This is a genomic window from Fictibacillus sp. KU28468 (assembly GCF_026153615.1).
Classification (GTDB): domain Bacteria; phylum Bacillota; class Bacilli; order Bacillales; family Fictibacillaceae; genus Fictibacillus_C; species Fictibacillus_C marinisediminis.
The window spans coordinates 489,610-511,088 of the sequence record NZ_CP110666.1 but is presented as its reverse complement, the minus strand read 5'-3'; the positions used below and the strand labels follow the sequence as shown (position 1 = coordinate 511,088).

Sequence of the window (21,479 nt, the reverse complement as noted above, 5' to 3'; positions counted from 1 at the left end):
CTAGGAGCTACCTCTCTTCCATTTCATTGCAATAAGAAGGAATGAAGGCACGAGAAAATAAGTAATCGCACCCAGCCAGAGCTGCAGTGTTGTCAATATATTCAGCTCTTTCCCTTCCCTCCAGTACCAGCCATCAATAATCAGCATGCAAATAAAAATGGCGGCAGCGCTTCCCAAAAAGCCTTTACGATTCGTGGGAACTTTTATTCTCCCTGCTGCAATTCTTACTGCACCATAGAAATACAATAATAAGAGAGCGATCAAAAATAAAACGTAAATCATGATGAGAGAAATTATTATCAGATCAATGCGCTCAAACACCGGTGACTGCAAATAGCGGAGCATGTTTACAACAGGAAAACTGATTTTCTCGAGATAATTAGAACCAAAATATAAAAGACAAGCGACAAATAGAATGAGATATTCAATGACAGAGAGAGCATTCCCAATACTTAACCCTTTTAAAATCTTTTCCTTCGGTCCAATCCATGGGCCTAAACAGACTAAATATTCCGGTCCGGAAAGAGCTGACCAAATCATTAGAAACCCATACCAGGAATGAATCGAAATCTCTCCAGGTACCAATGGATACAGATGATGTATCTGGGCAAGGGGAGGCAGGAAATAAGGGACATAAAGGACAATAATCCAGATCGTTGCTAAAAAAGCAATAAGGCCAAGCCGGATGGTCTTCTCCATTCCTTGAGAGGCAATGTAAAAGCTTGTGGCCATCAAGAAGAAAATGAGCCAGCTCGTCTTCATGGAGGGAAACATAAATTGGTGAATAATCTCAACATAGCCCAATGCTGTTACAATTACTTTTACTAAAATGACAAAAAGACCAAAAAATGCAAACAAACGGACGAGCCTCTCACCAAATAACTGTACAAAGCCAAGATAACCTTGAGAGGAATAATTTGATTTTAAATAGTAAGACAAGATCAAAAGGTTAATCTGCGAAAGGATCCCCACTCCGATAATTCCTAAAATCATATAGGGATGCATTAAGTGTTTCGGCAAAATGAGAATATAATACAGCATTTGCATCCGGTTCACCATGGCAAATATATAGCCGGTTCCCGTGATGGCCGTATTATCGAATAAGACAAACCTACTGCTCATTCGATCCCCTCCTTCTTTTCACCCTCCATTTTTGCAGTGGCTGTAAATATTGCGGCCGCTGCTTTATCCAGGGTAACGGCATTCTAACAAAAAGGTCATTCCAATCCTTCCAATGAAGAGGTGCAACGGGAGCAAAAAAAGGCTGTTTAAGGGAAGATAGTCCATTCAGATGGGCCAATAGGAGAATTAACCCGAGCCCAATTCCCAAAATACCGATAAACGACGATAAAATTAGAAATAGGAATTGTATGACCGTTGTAGCTTTTGTTAATAAATAATTTGGCACCAAAAAGGAAGCAATCGCAGATATTCCCACAAGAACAATCAATACCTTACTTGCAAACCCTGCTTCTACTGCAGCCTGTCCGATAACAATACCGCCAATGATCCCGATCGTCTGGCTCGTTTTGGTCGGCATCCGCAAACTGGCTTCTTTAATGATTTCAATGATAACCATCATGATCAACGCTTCCCAAAACGGAGTAAACGGCAATTTGCTCCGCGATTCCATCAGCACATATAGAATTTGGAGCGGGATCATCTGATAATGATGGGTCGCTAACGCTACATAAAGCGGGATGAGTAAAATGGCGATAAGGAAACTTAAATAGCGAAGGGTTCTTAAAAAACTAGCAATGACCCAGCGATGAACATAATCTTCTGGTGATTGGAAAAGATGAAAAAAAGTAATGGGAGCAATGAGGGCAAATGGTGTATTGCCAAGCAAAATGACGAGTTTACCAAGCCCGAGAGAATACGCACATGCATCTGGACGGTCCGTCTGCATAAACTGAGGAAACAAGCTATTTGTATGATCATCCATAAAAGCTGAAAGGTTCGATGACTCCAGAATAAGATCAAAATTCACTTCCGAAATATTTTTCCTTGCAATATCTACAATATCCGGATTGGCAATCCCCTCTATGTACAACAATTGAACTTGTGTTTTTGTCAGGGAACCCACTTGAAATTTTTCTGTCTTCAGTTCAGCCAGAGGCAGCCGCCTGCGGATCATGTATAGATTATGCTCAACTCTTTCCGTAAAACTGTCTCTCGGTCCATACACGATCGTTTCAGTTTCCGAATTTTCGATGGCCCTGCTTAACGGGTTCTCCAGTTTAATGGCCCACCACTCGTTCTTCTCCACATCCTGGACAAGGACACACCCATTCAGCAAATGATCCTTTGCTTCTTCCATCGAACTCATCTTTATTACTTTGCACGTAGCGATACATTGGACAAATTGTTTGTTCGTGCTATGAATGATCGGATTGACGATTGATTCATTCAACCTCTCACGATCGATTAAGGTTTGTATGTAGACAAGAGAAAAGGTAATGCCACTGTTGGTTTGCCGTTGAACGATTACGGCATCATCCATTTTTGCCGTAATTTTTTTAAATGCTTCCAGTGTAACGGCTTCATGTGGAACACTCGTCTTCTGTTCTTTTTCTTCTTGGCTGGTTGCTGCCTTCTTCTTTTTCCATAACATCATTAAATCCCACCTGCCAAATCCCTCGGATAGTTTCTGCTTTTTATTATGTTCCGGAGATGCAGTTTTATCCAAATGGTTTTAAATTAGGTTAGTATTAGGTTGAAAATAAAAAAAGCCTTAACTTAGGTCCGTTTTGCGTGAACAGCTAAGCGGTAGAAATCCATGAAAAGATCAGTACGTATATGACAGCAAAGGGATACTATCCTCCTTATCATTTGAATGAACAAATCAATACATGGATGATGTAAATACGGCGTTAAGTTTGGAAGAATAAAAAACGTATGGTACATGCTAAAAAAAACGGGGCTGTCCAGAAAGTCGAAAATTGACCTTCAGGCAGCCCCTTTTTGGCTTGAAAAATCTTCAATGAAAAGTTAATTGAAGTGGAAGATGCGAGACTCCTCAAAAATGAACTTCACATTTTCTTCGTGCGATAAAAAGCTGCCGGAGCCTTCCTTGTCCTGCGGGACTAGCGTGAAGGGTGAGCTGCTTGCACCAAAAAGTAGGCGTTCACGCCGGTAAGGCTCACCGCACGCCCCGCGAAAGTAGGAGCTCGCGCCGGTAAAAGCGAGCAGCCTGGAACGGAAATCAACAGCTTACAGACTTCTTGGACAGCCCCTTTTATCGCGCTCTTATACGATTCCATCGTACATATCCAGCTTACGGTCATTTTGGCAGTTTTCACAGATGTGCAGGATTTTAGCAGGAATACTAGTTTGGTCGTTTTCCCTCTGTTCTTCCATTCCACAGATTTCACATTTCTTCATGATGCGCCTTCTCCTTTAGCCTATCAGAATTATTGAAGCTCACCATCTTCAACAGCATAGCCGTTTTCATGGATGGCTTGAACAAAGTCCTCATAGGAAGCCATATTTTTATCAAAACTTATGGTTGCCTCTCCCCGTTTTAGATTTACATCAAGCTGTCCAAACCCCCACACGTGCTGAAGCGCATGTGCAATTTTATCGGCATCCTGTTCATTTACGATATCTTTGATTTTTATGATTTTTGTTTCCAATCCTGGCTTCACCCTTTATTTATTATGTCTTGGTACATCCGAAATACCTTTACCCATGCCCTGCAAAAACTCTGTCATCATCGACATCGTTGCCCTCGTTTCAGGGTTTCTCATCCTTTTGCCTAATTCCCAGAGGCTTGGCTTTTCCTGTTTTTCAACGGATTCGGCCGCCCGTTCCAGCCCTTTGCTTAGTCCCGACAGCATGGTTTTCAGTTGATCAGGGTTTAAGGTGCCTAAGAAGTTAAAAGCGTTGATTCCGTTTTTTATCGTCTTGTGCATCTCAGGCTTATTCAATTGTTGAACGGCGATCACTCCCACATCATTGCGTTTTTCAATCAGTGCCGAAAGCGTATCCAGGGCACCCATTTCATGGAGGTTTTTCACGATTCCTATCATGGTCAGAATGGCCTCGCGGTTGTTTGCAAGCTCATTGACAATGCCTGAAACCGCTTCTGCCTGCACTTCTTCCCGGGTGTGAATTTGCTTTTTAATTTGCTTGATTGCTTTCGCCATATTCGTCCCCCCTTATTAAATCTTCTATTGGCGTAAAATCCGAACGCTTCCACTTGCCTTCTACACGAACACTGATTTGAGGAATGCGGTTGCCAAAACGGTGATTCACTTTTGGAAGCGGCGGTTCACCTGACGCCTCCAGTACTTCCATCCTCACATCCATTTCTTTGTAGGCCGGTGTATGTGTAACAATGTCATGGTAGCTGCTCGTTAGCTTATTGACCGCTTCAATGTCTTCCCTTGTGTTCATCGTTAAATAAAGCTCATTGCCTTTTACCCGGTCGGTAACCATAGCCCGTACTTCCACATTTCCATACGGAGAGGTCAGGCTGACTAACGCACCGTCCTCGATCTTTCGCTCAAGAGCAAGCTGAGGAGAAACTTCCACCCAAGGATGTGGAACTTTGTGTGTCAGGCCATCCGATTTATACGTCATGTTTCCTTCGTGGAAGTGCTCCAGCAAACGGCCGTTGTTTAAATGCAGGTCATACTCTTCTCCCGGTTTAAAGGGCTCTGTCCACTCAACAGCGACCAGTCTCGCCTTGCCGTCAGGAAATGCAAACCGTTCCTGGTATAACAGAGGAGAATCTGTTCCGTCTGCCGCCACAGGCCAAAGCTGGCTTTTCCACCCTTCCAGTCTTTCATAGCTTACACCCGCGAACATTTTCGCAAGGCTCGCTGCCTCTGCCATAATTTCACCTGGATGAGTATAGTTCCAATTCGCCCCTAAAACGTTGGCAAGATCCCGAAAGATTTCCCAATCCGCCTTTGACTGTCCAAGCGGTTCCAATACTTTATAAAACCGCTGGATGCGGCGTTCGGTATTCACGAAGGTTCCATCCTTTTCAAGACTTGGCGCGGCAGGCAAGATGACATCTGCGAATTGTGCCGTTTTACTGAAGAAAATATCCTGTACCACAAAAAAGTCCAGTTTTTCAAATCCGGCATCCACGAAGTTCGAATTGGAATCGACCAATGACATATCCTCTCCAAACAAATAGAGCGCTTTTAGTTTGCCTTTATGAATCGCCTCTACCATTTGATGATTGTCCAATCCAGGCTCTTCGGACAGTGTAACTCCCCATGCTTGTTCATAGCGTTCACGCACTTGCTTGTCCTGTACAGGCTCATACCCAGGAAACCATGCGGGCATGGTTCCGAAATCACAAGCACCCTGCACATTGTTATGTCCTCTTAATGGATAGGCGCCGGTCCCTGTTCGTCCATAGTTCCCTGTGATCAACAAAAGATTGGAGATCGCTGTACTCGTGTCCGTCGCTCCCATGTGCTGGGTCACACCCATTGCCCATAATGCACAAACGGATTTCGCCTCATGAATCGTGGCCGCGATTCGAATTAATTCATCTTTATTTATGCCTGTTTTTTCTTCGGCATATTCCAGCGTGAATTTTTGCAGGGATGATCGATAATCGTCCAGCCCATTCACCCGGTTTTTCAAGAACTCTTTATCTTCCCATCCTTGATCGATGATATATTTCGTAATCGCTGAAAGCCAAATCAAATCGGTACCCGGTTTTGGATGAAAGTGTATATCAGCCCGCTCTGCCAGTTCATTTTTCCTCAGGTCGGCTACAATCAATTTTTGGCCGTGCAGTTTATGCGCTCTCTTGATCCTTGTAGCCAGCACAGGATGAGATTCAGCTGGATTAGCCCCGACAACGATCACAAGCTCTGCGGCCGCGATATCTTTTATTGTCCCGGCATCACCGCCAATACCCACCGTCCGCATTAAACCAGCTGTGGCTGGGGACTGGCAGTATCTTGAGCAGTTGTCCACATTATTGGATCCCATGATGGCACGCACAAATTTTTGAAAAAGGAAATTCTCTTCATTGGAGCATTTGGAAGAGGCGATATAGCCAATGGAATTTGGACCATGCTGATCTTTAATCTCTGTCAGCTTGCTCGCGATTAATTTGAGTGCCTCATCCCAGGTCGCTTCAACAAATTCTTCTCCCTGACGGATTAAAGGTTTTGTCAATCGTTCTTCACTGTTGACAAAATCCCAGCCCCATTTCCCTTTTACACAAGTTGAAATGCCATTGACAGGAGCTTCCTCACTTGGTTCAATTTTTAGAATATCCCTTCCTTTGGTCCATACTTCAAAGCTGCAGCCTACTCCACAATACGTACAAACCGTTTTGGTCCTTTTGATCCGGGCTTTCCGCATGGCTGCTTCCATTTCAGAAATCGCGAAAATTTCCTTATACCCCGGTTCTACTTCCTTCGTAAGATCAATCATCGGCCCCAGCATGTTTGCTGGAATCCCTGTCAGATAACCCGCTTCTCCCAGCATGGATTTCTCCATCAGCGCATTGCATGGACAAACCGTCACACAATGACCGCAAGAAACACATGAAGATTCATCGATCGGTACATCGTTATCCCAAATCACACGCGGAGCTTCACGTTCCCAATCGATCGTCAGCGTCTCATTTACCTGCAGATCCTGGCATGCTTCGACGCATCTCCCGCATAAAATGCACTGATCTGGTTCATAGCGGTAGAAGGGATGAGAGTTATCCGGCGGATAGGGCTTTGCTTCGAATTTATATTTTTGATGTTCAATCTCCAAATATTCCGCGGTGTTATGAACCACGCAATTACCATTGTTGTTATCGCAGACGGTGCAATAGAGCTCATGGTTTTTCAAGATCCGCGACATCGCTTCATATTGCGCATCCTTTACCGTCTTCGATAACGTATCTACTTCCATTCCTGGCTTGGCTTTTGTTGAACAAGCCCGTACAAGCTCTCCTTCTACTTGAACAAAGCAGGTATCGCATGTTTGAATGGTGCCAAGATCAGGATGGTAACAAATACTCGGTATCTCGTAATCCTGAGATTTGGCAACTTCAAGAATGGTTTTTCCCTCAGTGGCAGCAAAGTCTTTTCCATTGATCTTGATTGAAAACTGTTTTTCTTCCATTGAATGCGCTTCCCTCTTTTCATTATTTCATTTCCTTTGCATAGCATTTCCAAAAATGAAAGTAATTAAAAGGAAACTGCATATGAGATAGCAGGATTGGTTACTATTTTTATTAGACAGGATTCAAGAAGGAGTGTTAGATGGATGGAGAATGACGCATTGTTTTCGCATGTCAAATCGATGATTGTTTCATCTGCGAAAGTGCCGAAATGTATGGCGGTATCCACAGTGAAGGTTGCTGATCTGTATGGGGTAAAGCCAATGGAAATTGAACAGGGACTGAATGCACTGGTGGATGAAGGGAGATTAAAACGGGAGAAATTGAACGATTATCCACATTATGAGGTGTATTTATTGCCATAAGATTTTGCCGAAGAAATTATATATAAAAACAGGCTGTTGAACTTGTGAGGTCAACAGCCTGTTTTTTTACCCATCGCTTATAGGGCTTTCTGTTTAAGCTGGGAATTGTCATTATCATTTTCATTTTCTTCTCTAACAAAGCTGTTGCTTCCTGCACCCATCCCTACTACATAGAGAAGTATGGCCGCAACGACTAAAATGATAAGCGGAACCGTCCAGCTATGGGTCTGATCATGCAGGAAGCCGAAAAGAGCCGGTCCTATGGCAGCCAGCAAATACCCGACAGATTGTGCCATCCCTGAAAGCTCTGCAGCTTGATGAGCATTCTGCGTTCGCAGTACAAAAAACATGGTAGCAAGGCCGAATCCTGATCCGATTCCAATTCCAATCAGGATGACATAAACAGGTGCGAGCCATGTCATTCCACTAAGAATACCCGCATAGCCCAAGAGCAAAAAGATGACAGTGAAAGCTACTAACTTGCGCTGGTTAGCACTTCTTCCCGCTAAAATCGGCACAATAAAAGTAGGCGGAAGGCTTGCAAATTGAGTTAATGATAAAAGCCAGCCTGCTTTTGTCGGGTTAACCCCCTGTTGATGCAAAATAGCCGGGAGCCAGGTAATGATGGCATAAAAGACGGTGGATTGCAGCCCCATAAACAAGGTAACCTTCCATGCAAGCCCGGAACCCCAAAGGTTCGTCCCTGAAGAAGAAGATTTAGGAATATGCTGTTTTTGAAGCAGCTGAGGGATCCACACAATGATGGATACGAGAGAAATGAGTGCCCAGCATACGAGGGAAAAGCGCCAGCCATACCCCAACCCTTTTGTAATCGGAATACTGACGCCAGAGGCAATAGCAGCCCACATATTCATTGAAACGGAATAGGTGCCAGTCATCATCCCGACTTTGTTTGGAAATTCTCTTTTGATTAAGCTTGGCAACAATACGTTACACACCGCAATGGCAATTCCGAGCAAAATCGTCCCGCTGAACAAACCTGGTGTAAAAGGAACAGAACGCAAAAGAATACCTGCTCCCAATAAAAGTAAAGCTCCAAACAGGGTATGCTCCAATCCAAACCTCCGGGCGATTTTTGGGGCGACCGGTGAGATCAGGGCAAAGGCAAGCAGTGGCAGCGTAGTCAGCATTCCTGCTAATGTATTGGACATTCCAGTATTTTTACGAATGATTTCGATGATTGGACCTACACAGGTTAACGGTGCCCTTAAATTTGCACCTGCAAAAACGATGCCCAGGATGAGCAGCCATACTCCAGGCTTAGAAACGGATTGAGTATGATAAATCTGTTTTTTTGAAATCACATTGCATCCTCCTCAAAATTCTTGGTGCAGCTTTCTTCTATGATGAAACTCCTGAAAAACAACAGAACACAGCGGTGCTTTCTAAAAAAGAAAATGCCCGACTCCTCCACAAACGCTACTCGTGTGGGGGTGTCTGGCACTATGTAGTCAGCCTATTTGTGTAGAAAGCAGCTGCCTGAAAAAGCGTCATAATTCCATTATAACACAAATCCCTGTCCTTTACAGGGATAAAGGGTAAAAGGATGTTGAATGAACATGTTATGCCCCTTCAACATTAAAAAGGACGGCACTTGCTTTAGCAACCATTTCCTTTTGATCATTAAAGACTTGGCATTCGGTATGGGTCAGTGTTCTACCCTCTTTTACAACCTGTGCATGGGCAACTAATAAATCACCTTTTCCTCCTTTCAAAAAGGAAACATTTAGGTCGACAGTTACCACCTTTTGCTGATTGTTTTCATTGGGTTCAATCGTATTGCACATGGCTACATCCGCCAATGAAGAGATAATGCCCCCATGAACGACTCCCAGACTATTACGATACATCGATTTTACGGGTAAGCTCACTTTAACCGTTTTCTGATCCACTCTTTCATACTCAAGCTCCAAAAATTGATCAAACGCTTGTTTTATGAACATGAACACCCCTCCTGCCTCTTCTATTTATTAGTTAAAAGTATAGGGCTCAATAGGAAAAGCTGTCAAAAATGACAGCTTCGGCTTTATATCAATAATAGAATTGCCGGACGCCGTAATCAAGCAATGCAAAGCGTCCTAACTAGTCCACTCTATCCTTCTCAAGAACCGTAAAGTCCTTGTCTACCAACCAAACTTGGTTCACTCGGCTCCCCGGATTACTTTCTGTACCACTGAAGTGCTGCGCCACACATACATCAAAAAAGCTCTTTACCTGTTGATTATAGGCAGCCTTTTTTGATTGAATGATAAAGAACTTTTCTTCCTTCGCGATAATGGCTTGCGTATCAAGAACGGCTTGATACCGATTTAAGTCGCCGAAGTTGTAGGACATATACTTATTAAACGCTGACTCTATCTCCTTTTTCGTTTGGTTTCTGGCTTCTCTTTGCTGGCTGACTGAATCATAGGGCTTTGCTTGTCCGAGATTTGATGAAACCGGTGCCGCCTGCACGTATTTTGCAAACAGCGCATCATTCACTTTAAAACCAACATATAAACCCGTCACGACCATCAACATGAAAATGATTATAGGCTCTCTTTTACCCATAGATCCCTCCACACTCTACCAATAATCCTTTCTCTCTTTACATCCTATGTTTACTAGGGGGAAAAATAGTCTACTAATTTTATTCTTTCAAATAAAATGTTTAGAGGGTGGCTCACTTTCCTCTTTCTGAGGCATTACTTGCGATTCGACAAGGTTTACTTGCAAAACACATCATTTTCATAAAACCTCTGCTGGCTGAACTACAGGATGTATAAACTCTCTTGAATATTCTAAAAATGTTGATAAACTCAATTTATATAACGATTTGATAAAAGGGAGATTTATATGATTAATAAAATTGGGAAAATAACGGTGTATGTCCAAGATCAAGAAGAAGCTAAGGATTTTTGGCTAAATAAAATGAACTTTGTTTTAAAAGCGGACCAGCCTATGGGGCCAGACGCATCTTGGATCGAAGTGGGACCAAGTGAAGACGAATTTACCACCTTAGTTCTCTATTCAAAGGCAGCAATGGAACAGCAAAAACCATCTAAAGTTGCACATCCGTCCGTTTTATTCAGTACGACTGATATAGAATCCGCTTATGAAGAAATGAAACAACGTGGTGTGGAAGTAGATGAAATGCTAAGATTGCCTTATGGGAACATGTTTTCATTCAAAGATCAAGATGGCAATGATTATTTATTAAGGGAAGACAAATAAAGGATACACGAGAAAAGGGGGCTGTCCAAGAGTCTGTAAGCTGTTGAAGTGTAGGGTAGAATGTTTAAAACTACAAGAGAAAACAACAATACCATCCAAAAGAGTCCGTCCCCGTTCATTCCAACCTCCAATAACATAATATAAAAAATTCCTTTTATTTGATTTTACTAGCTAATGTAAAAATATCCACAAAAAAAGCCCCAGAGACATATCCCCAGAGCTCACTCGCAATCCCACACTCACTCCCTATTCACTTCCCCGCCCTAATCCGCTCCCAGTGCAGATACCGCTCGAACTGTTCCTTGGTGATGCCCGAGTCAATCGCCTGGTTGACGAGGGAGACCCATTCTTCATCCAGACGGCCGTGTTTTTCATGATAGATGAGCGTCTGGCCGGGAACACCTAGCGCCTGGGCAATCCGCTCGATGATTTGAACGGAAGGATTGACCTTCAGGTTCCGTTCGATGGAACTCAAATACGATTTCGCGATGCCTGCTTTTTCAGCCAGCTGGGATATGGACATCTTTCTCTCTTTGCGTAATCTTTTTATCCGGTCTCCAATCAAAAGGATCACCCTTCCTGTCGTTTATCGCCCCTTATCTTGAAACATTTACGAATCCGAACCCATCGACCTCATCGGCTGCTGTGCTTCAACTTCCTTCACCCCTTGGGCCTGATCACGCTGCAGCACAACCCGGATCGTCTGAAGCAAAATTTTGAGGTCCATCGTAAATGAGAGATTGCGCACATACATGAGGTCATAGCGCAGCTTGTCCTCTACGGTTGTCGTGTAGTTCGCCATCACTTGCGCGAGACCGGTGATTCCAGGCTTCACACTCAAACGGTGAAAATAGTTCGGTACCTGTTTGGAAAACTGGCGGATGAAAAATTCACGCTCCGGCCTCGGACCCACGATGCTCATCTCGCCCTTCAGCACATTGATGATCTGCGGAAGCTCATCCATTCGTGTCGCCCGGAGCAAGTGTCCGATTTTCGTAATCCGGGGATCATGGTCGGCGGCCAAAGTAGGGCCGGTCAGCTTTTCCGCATCCTGTTTCATGCTTCTAAACTTGTAGATTTGATACGCTTTTCCGTGCAGTCCGAGCCTCTCTTGTTTATAGAACGCCGGCCCTTTGGACGTGGCTGGAATCAAAAAGTAGAATAGCAGAAAGATCGGGCTCGTCATCACAAGAATAATCCCGGAGACCAGCACATCAAACAGCCGTTTCGCCATTTCCGAGCTCCGTGACAGCTTTGGCGGTTCAATCGAAAAGACGAGCATGTCATCAATCTGCTGGGTGTTGGCCGTAGAGATGAACAGCTCATACATTTCAGGCACAATGAGAATCTCCTTGCCGTTTTCCGTGCACAGGCTCACGATCTCATCGGTCGCCTCCTTGCTGACACCAGGTCCGAGAAGAACGGCATGAACATTAGCCAGATCCTTTTCCAGCTGACTTCTTTGAGCCACCGGCAGAAATCCGATCAACGTGAACCATCCCCGGTCATGGTTTAGGAATTTAATCGCCAGCTGCAGACTTTCATTCTCGTTTTTACCGACAATCAGCACATTTTTCCGGCCGGAATACAAGCGGATCAAATACCAGATACATAGCCGGAACGACACCAGCAGCACCGACTGCAGGACAAAGGCTTTAAAGATCAGACTGTGCTCCTGCAGCATGGGAAAGCTCCCGCCCCAGAAACCGGCACACAGCAGGACAAAGCTGTAAGCCAAAAGAGAAATGACTACAAGATAGACCAGGTGCTGCGCTTTTTTCCTTTTGAAATCGCTGTACAGATCAAACAAGTAAAAGGAAAGCAAACCTGCTGCAGAAAGCAGATAAAGGGAAACATTGACACTGCTCTCAGGAACAAAGCCGTCATGCAGCCAGTAGGCGATAAGAAAACCAACGTGCAGCAATGCCAGATCAATGCATGCGATGAACAACTGATAAAATCGGCCATTATGGTTTCTGCTCATACGTACCATTCTCCTTATTCCAAGGTACTCTCCAATCCCCTATAACGAATCAAATGTTCTTAATTAAGAACCTCAACTCCTAAAAAAATACCCACCTCTACATCTTCATTAAATACTCATTTGCCGTGTGGTCCACCATCTTCTGAAGCGAAAACTCCTGCTCCACCTTTTTTCTTGCTCTATAAACGATACGCCGCTTCAAATCTCCATCTCCAATCACGGTCAGGATCTTTTCGCAAAACTCTTCTACTATAAAATCTGAAATGAGGAACCCCGTTTCACTTTGGCGAATCGCCTCGTTTATCCCTCCCTTGTCGATCGAGATCATCGGCGTTCCAACCGCCATCGCCTCAATGACCACCATCGGAAACACCTCCCGCTTGGAGGTCAGAAGCAGCAGATCCATGTCCCGGATGAAGGTTTCCGGCCGATCCACATGGCCGATCATCTTCACTTGAGATGCCAGTCCGAGTGATTCAATCTCATCGGCAATCCTGCTGAACTGAGGACCATCACCACCGATAAAAAACTGCAGATGTGGAACGTTGCGCAAGCGGTGAGCCACCCTCAGGAAGAACTCATGATTCTTTTCCTCCGCCAGCCTGGCGAGAATGCCCACCTTCCAAACCTTCTGTACATCTTCCTTCTGTTTGAGCCTAAACTCATTCACGTCCACTCCGTTGTAGATGGTCGTCACTCTATTTCCGTCTACACCGAGACCGATGAGATTGTTCCGCTCAAATTCGCTCACCGTGATCGTTTTATCAACATAGGAATTAACCACCCCGGCAAACCGCTTCGGAAATTTCTGCTCAAGAATCGTCACATTATGCTTCGTATAGAGGAGTTTAATCGAAGTCCTCAACAGACGTTTCAGCACGATCGCATAAAGGACGAGACGCAGACTGTTGGCGTGAAGAACTTCAATCTTCTTCTCCTTTACAAACCTCCTCAGCCTCAACACGTTCATGAAATGTTTTTTCCGGCTGAGCTCGAGGAACTTGTCTTTATTTTTTATCCTGCTGGCCAGGTCACCCGTAGCTGCCGCAGTATAGAGCGTGATGTTCTCGTGGCTGATTTCGTTTTCCAGCTTGCAAAAGTACATCTCTGCGCCACCCGTCACCAGCTTGTCTGTCATCAAAAGCACGTTCATACGTTTACACCTCCTTGTACTTTTATGGGATGGGGAGCCAAAGCCCCCTGCTGATTCAGGTATACCGAGAGAATGGCGAGATACAGGAAAAACATGTCGTTGATGATCACCGACAGTGACGCCATCTGCAGGATATAGGCGACAAACGTCAGGAACAGGTAAGGCTTTTGCCGCAGCACATCAAACTGATACATCTGATAGAGTACGAGGAACACAAATAATAGAAAGCAGGAAATGCCGATCAGACCCGACTCGGCCAAAATTTCGAGAAACGTATTGTGCACATGGAGCGTGTCGCCGTACTGATATTGGTTATAGTCGAGAAAGTTGTTCGCCCCGATTCCGGTCCACATGTGCGTGGAAAAAAAGTTCAGCGCCCTTCCCCACAGTTCAAACCGCCCGCTGCCCCCGTCACTTGAAAAGTCATTCATCCTTGACTCCAGGATGCCTACGAGATCAAACTTCAAGAACGTGACCAATACGTACGCCCCGAGCAAGAGGGTGAAAAGTGAACCAAGCGCCAGCTTCAGCTGTTTGAGCGGCTGGTTCAGCAGCAGGATATAAAGGCCAAAGATCAATAGCAGGACAAGCAATCCTCCCCGGGAAAACGTCAGAACACTTGTCAGGACGCAAAGCGCGAGCCCGAAGCGGTTTTTATGAGACGAGGTGTGGCATAAATAGTACGTAAAGAAAAGACTGTTATAAAAAACAAAGTAGTTCGGGTCCTCCACAAGTCCGATCAGCCGCGGATAGTCCCGGTCCATCAGCACACCGAATGCCGTCAGCCGGTCACCTGCCATCACAAAATTCAAGCTCTTCAAGCCAATCACATAAAGCAGCAGGCTCAGTACGTTAAACAGGATTCCAACCGTTGAGATGACTCTCTCCACCATGCCTTGCTCCGCATTGCCGATGATCGCCTTGCTTAAAAAATAGCAGAGCAGGTACAATGCAATGCCGATAATAATCCGGATGCTGGAGGCTGGGTACAGCGAAAACGCACCGCTGAAGCTGTACATCAGGTAGAACAGCAGCATGCCTGCTTCGAACAAATGCAGCCGTTGCAGATAAAATCCTGAAAATTTCACCAGGAAGTAGACGATGAGGAACAGCATGTACGGCTTTAACGCGAACCCGATATAGAGGTTGTATTTGCCAAGTGTGACGAGCACGATCAGGAAAAACAGCGGCCACAGGAGAGAACGTTTAGTGCTGCTTTCTCTACAGTCCATCCTGAATCCCCCGCTTCCCTCCGGTTCTGCCTTTCTTCAAAAACTGAAGCTTTTCAGCTGCCTTCTCGCTCAGATCCCGGTCAAACAAAAGAAACAGACTCATCAGCGCCAGATGAAGCGCGGCCGCCACATACGGCTGCTCACTCAGGAACAGCGTCACTCCCCCAAGACTGATGAAAAAGACCAAAAGGTAAAGAAAAAGCACCTTCTTTGCAAGCATCCACCGATTCGGAAAAAACGCCCAATAACCGATCAGCGCCACAGCCTCGATGAGCATTCCGGCATATGCCGCTCCCAAAATACCGTTGGATAAGCTCAACCCCGTATAGAGGGCGATCCCTGACAGGACGGCGATGGACTGAATCAGCGTGCGGCAATGCTGCAGTCCGCGTGTGGTCAGTCCGTCGGCAAGCGCGATATTCACGGCTTGCAGGGTCAGCAGCACCGATAGAATTTTCAGCGGATGTGACGCATGCATCCACTCCAGTCCGAACAAGAGCGAGATCACCACGTCTGATCCGTAATAGAACGGGATCGTCATCAGCATGCCAAACAGGGCCATGATTTTGATGAGCATGATGTGTTCTTTCGTATGCCGGCCGAGCTCCTCCTGATGATAATGGCGGAAAAGCACCGGCCGATACGCTCCAGCGACGATAAAAGGAATCTGCTGCAGGGCCTGCGGGATCCGGTACGCGACGGCAAACAATCCAACCTGCTCCAGCGTCAGCGTCTTCTCCAGCACGATTGGCCCAAGCTGCGGAAGCACCATGAACAGCAGCCCGCTCAGCGTGAAGAACCCGAGATGCTTCATCATGCCTCTATGAAACGGCAGGCTCCATTTCAGCTTTACGTGCCTGGCTACGAAATACAGCGCAGCCACCCCGGCGAGCAGATACGACGATCCGTACAGCACGCACATCACCAGCGGATCCAGCGACAGCAGCATTCCCGCCGAGATCGTCCCTACGAGCAGCACGGCGGACAGCATGCGGATGATGCCGATATACTGCATCTTTTCGATCATCTGGAAAAAGGTCGTGCCGATGCTCTGCAGTGCGATCCCCGTTACCATTGGAACCGCCAAGTAATGCGAGGTCTGCAGCAGCTCCTGCTGTCCGTTATGCAAGTAGTGGATGATCAGGAATCCGAACAAAAAGGTAAGAACTAAGAGTATGGTTCTTACTTTGATGTAAGACATGAGCACGACGGGTACTTCGGAATCCCGTTTTGATCCCTCCCTCAACGCAATCTCACTCAGTCCCGCATCCGTAAAATAACCCATGATCATGGCCAGCGCGAGGGAGACACTGAACAAACCGTAATGATAGGAATGCAGATAGGACGCCAGCACGATGAGCGCCAGGGCGTTCAGCCCGCTGGATAAGGCGGTGCTGTAAAAAAGGTGAAAAATATTCTTCGCAATACTGTTCTGCTTCATACCGCTGATCACCTGACCCTTTACATTACCTCGTTTGGTAAACCACACCATAGATCTCTTTATTGGCACGTTCCAGATGGCTTTTCGTGAGTAATACCTCTTCTTTTTTCGTCTGTCTTTCCTTAATCACAAGGACCACTCCGTCACAAAATCCGGCGAGCAGCTGAGAATCGGAATACATGAGCAGAGGCGGTGCGTCGAACAGAACGACATCATAATCCTGCCTTAACCCTTCACCGACCTTTTCCAGCTTTCCGCTGCCCCAGATCTCGGCATACGGCTCGGATGCTGTACCCGCAGGAAGAACAGAGAGGTTGGATACAAAGGAAGGACGGGTGTACAGCCGGATGCTCTCATCCTGCAGCATGACATTCGCCAGGCCCCTCGAATGATTCAGGTGAAAAAAGTTATGCAGTGTAGGCTGCCGGAATTTCGCGTCGATCAAGAGGGTCTTCTTTCCCTGTTCTGCAAACCCGATCGCCAGTTTCGCCGTAATCATGCTGTGCTCCACGTTAAAGCAGGGAGATGTGACCATGATCAGGGTACCCTCTTTCCTCAGCTTGGGTTCAAGGTTCGCGCAGACCATCCGGAAGTGCTCGCTGTTTTTATTCTGTTCACGCAGCATGAGCCGCTTCTCAAATTGGTTGATGTCTTCAGGTGCGAGGCTACGCATTCACTTCGCCTCCTTTTTTGTGATGGGCAACGGTTGTCCTGCCCTTTCGTCTGAAAAATGTCCGCTTTTCCTTAAGGTGCACCTGGCCAAGAACCGCAAGCCCGAGTTCAAGCTCTACTTCCTTCGCGCTATTCACGGAGTCATCGAAGTATTCTCTCAGCATCGCCAATCCGAGACCGAGAAACAGTCCGACAAACAGCCCGATCGCGATATTGAGCAGCGGGCTCCCGATCCGCTTGACCGCCACTTCGTCCTCCGAGCTGCTCAGCAGCTGCACCTCTTTTATTTTCAAGAGTCCATTGATCTTGTTCACCGAAGTGGACGCAACCGTATGGGCAAGCCGCTTGGCATACTGTGGATCTGTATCTTTGACAACGATGTTGATGATCTGCGAATCCTTGTTGTTCTGCAGCGCGATTTTATCCTGAAGCGACTTCAGGTCCTCCTGCTGCAGATTCAGTTCGCCCCTCACACTATTCAACACGATCGGGCTCTTCATCACATCGATGGATGAAGCCAGGGTCCGGCTGAACTCCTGTGACTCGGTATACGCGTCTTTATTTCCCTGCTTGCCGATCATGATGTACTCTGTCGCCTCATACGTCGGTTTGATTACAAACAAAGTGATGAGAGCGGTAAGCACCGAAACAAGAACTGCCGTGATCAGGATCGTAAACGCTCTGCGCCTCATGATCCGAAGAAACGATTTCAAGTCCATTCTGTCGTCCATAGTAACCTCCCCTGCCGTGATTGGTTAAACCCATAACATGGTCCGTCGTTCTTGATACAGAACATTCAACTTACAAGACAGCCTTACCCGGAATCCCTTTATGGTTTTATGCAGCAACGTTACTTGCGGTTTTGCACGGTTTACTTGCGAAAATGGCTCTTTTACTTGCGGTTCGACACGATTTACTTGCGATTTTGGCCCTTTTACTTGCGGTTCGACAAGGTTTACTATCATACCCCGTCATTTTTCATAAAAGTACATACCAGCACGGGATAGGTGTTACCTCTTCGCTATTGAGCACCACCAAATGCAAGGCACCGAGCACGCCCTAGGCGGCGCAGGTGCAGACCTGACCTATGGGGATAAGCTGTTTCTTGTTCCTTCATCTTTTACAAAAGAGCCCTCCAGATTAAGATGCAGCTCATTCTGAGACGACTGCTTAGAAAGCTCAACCAGACCTTCAGGATTCCTGACCGTTTGTACGTCCCACACCATCCCCTCAAAGGTATTATTCATTCCGCTTACCTGTAAAATCTGTTGAGAGACTGGGGTCAGCTGGATCTGCAGCCCTTGAAACTGGTTGCCGGAACCTTCGTTCGGCACGGTTACAGAGCTGTTGATCGTGATATACCGGACACAGTCGTCCATCGTCATGTTCACAAAGCGGTTGCCGTTGATCCAGCTCTTCTTTTCAGCAGGTTTTTCTGCCGTCAGCTCCACTCCTTGATGAAACCCGATGATCGAAAGCCCTGTAAAGTTAACAAAACTGATGTACCGTTCGCGACCGCCTGTATAAAGCTTGACTGCCGTCCCTTTATGACTGCCGCTGGAATTAAGGATGGTCACATTGTCGACACGCGTACGGTCGGCAGACCAAAATTTCTCTTTGCCGTCGAGGTAGATCACCTCTGAGTGGAACTTCGGACTTGTCACCTCCAGGATGCCATTGATGAGTGAAGCATTTTTATGTAGAGTGAAGGCCCGGAAGTTTCCTTCAATCCATACCTTCGTGTTTTGTCCGAACTCCAGCTCCACTCCCTCTTTGACCGTAATACCCGATGACAGGACATAATGCTTGTTGCCGGATAGCATGACTTTTCCAATCTTAGTTGAAGCCGCGCTGTTAATTGCTTTTTGGATCGCTTTTGAGTCGTCCTTCGCATCCGTCCCATCAGCTCCATAGTCTTCCACCGCCACGGCTTGCTTAGGCTGTCCTTCATAAAATCTTGTAAGCATCACTGCAGCAAGTCCAAGAATAAAAATGGCCAACAGGCATCTTTTTTTCATGGCAGCACACTACCCTTTTTGATTGAATTGCCCCTGATCGTTGATTCTTGAGATTGGAATGGTTCGAAACGACAGCGTGTTATAAGAACTCGCTGCGAGAAAATCGACGATCGGCTTGGTCGCAGGAATGATCTGAAGATCCCACGCCATGCCATCCAGACGGTTATACTGCCCCGTAATGGTAAACAATTTCACGGTAATGTCAGAAGGCTGAAGCTGCATGTTTGTGAATTGGTTGCCGGTACATTCGTTTGGAACCGATTCTCCGGATGAAAAAGTCACCATATTAACGCAGTCTTCGACGGAAAAATCCATGAACCGGTTACCGTTGATCCAGCTGTTTCCGCTGGATGGCTTTATGGCCTGCAGCTTCACGCCTGTATTGAATCCGGAAATCTTGATCTTTTCAAAATCGATGAACGTGATATTATGGCCGGAGCCGTTGGCGTACAGGTAAACCGCTGTTCCTTTATGGCTGCCTGTCCAGTTGACGATGTTGCAGTCCTTGATGATGGTCCGCTGCCAAATGTTATAGTACTTATATTTTCCGTCGAGATAGATGACAGAAGAGGCAAACGCGGTGTCGTCAATCGCGATGTACGCGCCTACGAGCGAGGCGCCCTGCTGCAGTTCAATAACCTTATAGTTGCCTTTCACAATCAATCTCGTATTGTAGCTTCCGACGAGCTTAACTCCCTGCTTGATCACGATACCTGCAGTAAGATTATAGTCTCGATTCTCAAGCTGAACTTCTTTATTACTGCCAGTAAACGCCGCATCAATGGCGGCTTGAATCAGGGCTGAATCTCCCATCTACCTTCATGCCTTTCTATAAATCCGTATTGAATATAGTATATTCAGCGGCATGATATTGGTACTAGATTCAGAGGGTTTCAGCAGTCTTCAGACTGTGGAAATTTGCCGCATTTTCGTCAGGCGTCGCCACCAGATTGAGCTTGCCATCCACTTTGCGCACCTTCCCTTTTTGGACCGCGATCAGCTCCATCTCGGTCAGGGCATGAAGCTCAGATGCGGCACCTTGGGGAAACTCAAACACCTCTCCAGCTTCCAAATAATGAAGCTCCTCATTCACGATCAGTTCTCCCTTGCCGCTGATGACCGTCCATACCTCACTCCTGAGTGGCGGCAGCTGTTCGTGCCAAAAGGATTCGGCGTTCATCTTCATCCTTTTGGTCAGTACAACCTGGCCGTCTTCACCGATCGTATCGTCAAGCACCTTGTACCAGCCCCAGCTTCGTTCCTCATACCTCGGCTGCTGCTCATACTGCTTGACCAATTCTTTAATCTTTGGACTCTGTTCTTTATCCGAAACGAGGATGCCATCCGGACTGGCCGCGACAATGAGATTTGAGGCTCCGACGACCGTCACCGGGATGTCCAGCTCATTGATCAGGTGGGTGTTCACACAATCATGATGGAGGATGCCTTTTCCCATCTGCGTGATTCCCATCTCATCGGTCAGCGTGTTCCATGTCCCGAGATCTTTCCAGTACCCGTCATAGCTGAGGGCAGCGATATTACTCTCCTTTTCCACCACCTCATAATCAAAACTGATCTTCGGAAGGCTGGAATAGTGAAGCAGCAGCTGATCATACTCGATCGGAAACCCTTTCTCCTCCAACAAAGAAAGTACGTAGCCGAGCTTAAAGGCAAATACTCCGCTGTTCCACAGCGCGTTCTTCTTCAGCAGCGCTTCCGCCTGCTCCACGTTTGGCTTTTCCTGAAAATGCGAGACCTGGATCCATTCACCCTCTTCTTCCTCGGGAACAATATAACCGTATTTTTCCGATGGATACGTCGGCTGGATGCCTAACAATGCGAGATTGGCACCGGACTGATGAAGCAGCATCTCCAAATCCTTCACTTTTGAAAAGAAATCTCGCTCCACGTAAGGATCGACGGGTAAAATGGCAACTACTTCGTTCAGGTTCGTGTTCATGACCGAGAACAGGTAGCTTGCCGCCAGCGCAATGGCCGGGAACGTATCCCGCCGCTCCGGTTCGATGACAAGCGGTACGTCATTCCCGATCTGGTTCTGGATCATCTCAACTTGTGAACCGTTCGTTGCGATCAGCGACGAGCTTGCCAGATGCACCGACTTCAGCTGGCTCCACACCCGCTGGACCATGGATTCACTCTCATTGAACGAGTTGTTCAGCACCTTCAAAAACTGTTTGGAACGTGCGTCATTCGATAAAGGCCATAACCGTTTTCCTGATCCGCCGGACAACAACACTAGTTTCATAGACTCACCTCGTATAAG

22 protein-coding genes are annotated in these 21,479 nt (G+C 46.4%); 2 read left to right on the top strand and 20 right to left on the bottom strand.

The window, feature by feature from the left end:
• The 7 genes from OKX00_RS02595 to fdhF form a co-directional block, all read right to left on the bottom strand.
• The gene (locus OKX00_RS02595) at nt 1–1,122 is read right to left on the bottom strand and encodes a GerAB/ArcD/ProY family transporter (RefSeq protein ID WP_265409294.1); all 1,122 of its coding nucleotides are present in this window, start codon (nt 1,120–1,122) and stop codon (nt 1–3) included.
• Nucleotides 1,112–2,614, bottom strand: coding sequence for a spore germination protein (locus OKX00_RS02590; protein ID WP_265410451.1), 1,503 nt, complete (start codon nt 2,612–2,614; stop codon nt 1,112–1,114). Before OKX00_RS02590 ends, OKX00_RS02595 begins: the two co-directional genes overlap by 11 nt.
• A gap of 472 nt (nt 2,615–3,086) precedes the next feature.
• Nucleotides 3,087–3,209 (bottom strand): hypothetical protein, encoded by a 123-nt coding sequence (locus tag OKX00_RS02585; protein ID WP_265409293.1) that lies wholly within the window; start codon nt 3,207–3,209, stop codon nt 3,087–3,089.
• 40 nt (nt 3,210–3,249) lie between these two features.
• Nucleotides 3,250–3,384 carry a hypothetical protein gene (locus OKX00_RS02580; protein WP_256224861.1) on the bottom strand — a complete coding sequence of 45 codons (135 nt, stop codon included), beginning with the start codon at nt 3,382–3,384 and terminating at the stop codon, nt 3,250–3,252.
• 29 nt (nt 3,385–3,413) lie between these two features.
• Complete coding sequence (locus OKX00_RS02575; protein WP_265409292.1) at nt 3,414–3,635, bottom strand: heavy-metal-associated domain-containing protein; 222 nt, start codon at nt 3,633–3,635, stop codon at nt 3,414–3,416.
• 15 nt (nt 3,636–3,650) lie between these two features.
• Nucleotides 3,651–4,148 (bottom strand): helical membrane plugin domain-containing protein, encoded by a 498-nt coding sequence (locus tag OKX00_RS02570; RefSeq protein WP_265409291.1) that lies wholly within the window; start codon nt 4,146–4,148, stop codon nt 3,651–3,653.
• Entirely contained in the window at nt 4,123–7,098 is a 2,976-nt protein-coding gene (fdhF, locus tag OKX00_RS02565; protein WP_265409290.1) for a formate dehydrogenase subunit alpha, read from the bottom strand. The genes OKX00_RS02570 and fdhF overlap by 26 nt, the downstream gene beginning before the upstream one ends.
• Before the next feature lie 144 nt (nt 7,099–7,242).
• Here fdhF and OKX00_RS02560 point away from each other — a divergent pair, with 144 nt between their 5' ends.
• Nucleotides 7,243–7,461: a hypothetical protein gene (locus OKX00_RS02560; protein WP_265409289.1), complete on the top strand. Its 219-nt coding sequence runs from the start codon at nt 7,243–7,245 to the stop codon at nt 7,459–7,461.
• Nucleotides 7,462–7,538: 77 nt separating this feature from the next.
• Here OKX00_RS02560 and OKX00_RS02555 read toward each other — a convergent pair whose 3' ends face one another.
• The 3 genes from OKX00_RS02555 to OKX00_RS02545 all read right to left on the bottom strand — a co-directional run bounded on the left by OKX00_RS02555 (nt 7,539) and on the right by OKX00_RS02545 (nt 10,032).
• Nucleotides 7,539–8,786 carry a CynX/NimT family MFS transporter gene (locus tag OKX00_RS02555; RefSeq protein WP_265409288.1) on the bottom strand — a complete coding sequence of 416 codons (1,248 nt, stop codon included), beginning with the start codon at nt 8,784–8,786 and terminating at the stop codon, nt 7,539–7,541.
• A gap of 258 nt (nt 8,787–9,044) precedes the next feature.
• Nucleotides 9,045–9,425 (bottom strand): PaaI family thioesterase, encoded by a 381-nt coding sequence (locus tag OKX00_RS02550; RefSeq protein WP_053356717.1) that lies wholly within the window; start codon nt 9,423–9,425, stop codon nt 9,045–9,047.
• A gap of 139 nt (nt 9,426–9,564) precedes the next feature.
• Nucleotides 9,565–10,032: a hypothetical protein gene (locus OKX00_RS02545; protein WP_265409287.1), complete on the bottom strand. Its 468-nt coding sequence runs from the start codon at nt 10,030–10,032 to the stop codon at nt 9,565–9,567.
• 285 nt (nt 10,033–10,317) lie between these two features.
• Here OKX00_RS02545 and OKX00_RS02540 point away from each other — a divergent pair, with 285 nt between their 5' ends.
• On the top strand, nt 10,318–10,695 hold the full coding sequence (locus OKX00_RS02540) for a VOC family protein (protein ID WP_265409286.1): 378 nt from the start codon (nt 10,318–10,320) through the stop codon (nt 10,693–10,695).
• Nucleotides 10,696–10,945: 250 nt separating this feature from the next.
• Here the strand turns inward: OKX00_RS02540 and OKX00_RS02535 are convergent, their stop codons facing one another.
• The 10 genes from OKX00_RS02535 to OKX00_RS02490 all read right to left on the bottom strand — a co-directional run bounded on the left by OKX00_RS02535 (nt 10,946) and on the right by OKX00_RS02490 (nt 21,461).
• Complete coding sequence (locus tag OKX00_RS02535; RefSeq protein ID WP_322114341.1) at nt 10,946–11,218, bottom strand: helix-turn-helix domain-containing protein; 273 nt, start codon at nt 11,216–11,218, stop codon at nt 10,946–10,948.
• 87 nt (nt 11,219–11,305) lie between these two features.
• Nucleotides 11,306–12,679, bottom strand: coding sequence for a sugar transferase (locus OKX00_RS02530; protein ID WP_265409284.1), 1,374 nt, complete (start codon nt 12,677–12,679; stop codon nt 11,306–11,308).
• A gap of 97 nt (nt 12,680–12,776) precedes the next feature.
• On the bottom strand, nt 12,777–13,832 hold the full coding sequence (locus OKX00_RS02525; RefSeq protein ID WP_265409283.1) for a glycosyltransferase family 4 protein: 1,056 nt from the start codon (nt 13,830–13,832) through the stop codon (nt 12,777–12,779).
• Nucleotides 13,829–15,064 carry an O-antigen ligase family protein gene (locus tag OKX00_RS02520; protein ID WP_265409282.1) on the bottom strand — a complete coding sequence of 412 codons (1,236 nt, stop codon included), beginning with the start codon at nt 15,062–15,064 and terminating at the stop codon, nt 13,829–13,831. The genes OKX00_RS02525 and OKX00_RS02520 overlap by 4 nt, the downstream gene beginning before the upstream one ends.
• Nucleotides 15,054–16,505: an oligosaccharide flippase family protein gene (locus tag OKX00_RS02515; protein ID WP_265409281.1), complete on the bottom strand. Its 1,452-nt coding sequence runs from the start codon at nt 16,503–16,505 to the stop codon at nt 15,054–15,056. Before OKX00_RS02515 ends, OKX00_RS02520 begins: the two co-directional genes overlap by 11 nt.
• Nucleotides 16,506–16,530: 25 nt before the next feature.
• On the bottom strand, nt 16,531–17,178 hold the full coding sequence (locus OKX00_RS02510; protein WP_265409280.1) for a CpsD/CapB family tyrosine-protein kinase: 648 nt from the start codon (nt 17,176–17,178) through the stop codon (nt 16,531–16,533).
• On the bottom strand, nt 17,171–17,908 hold the full coding sequence (locus OKX00_RS02505; RefSeq protein ID WP_265409279.1) for a YveK family protein: 738 nt from the start codon (nt 17,906–17,908) through the stop codon (nt 17,171–17,173). The genes OKX00_RS02510 and OKX00_RS02505 overlap by 8 nt, the downstream gene beginning before the upstream one ends.
• A 354-nt stretch (nt 17,909–18,262) precedes the next feature.
• Entirely contained in the window at nt 18,263–19,195 is a 933-nt protein-coding gene (locus OKX00_RS02500) for a glycosyl hydrolase family 28-related protein (RefSeq protein WP_265409278.1), read from the bottom strand.
• A gap of 9 nt (nt 19,196–19,204) precedes the next feature.
• On the bottom strand, nt 19,205–20,008 hold the full coding sequence (locus OKX00_RS02495; RefSeq protein WP_265409277.1) for a hypothetical protein: 804 nt from the start codon (nt 20,006–20,008) through the stop codon (nt 19,205–19,207).
• 70 nt (nt 20,009–20,078) lie between these two features.
• A complete protein-coding gene (locus OKX00_RS02490) occupies nt 20,079–21,461 on the bottom strand; it encodes a sugar phosphate nucleotidyltransferase (protein ID WP_265409276.1) in 1,383 nt (460 codons plus the stop codon).
• Nucleotides 21,462–21,479 lie beyond the last annotated feature (18 nt).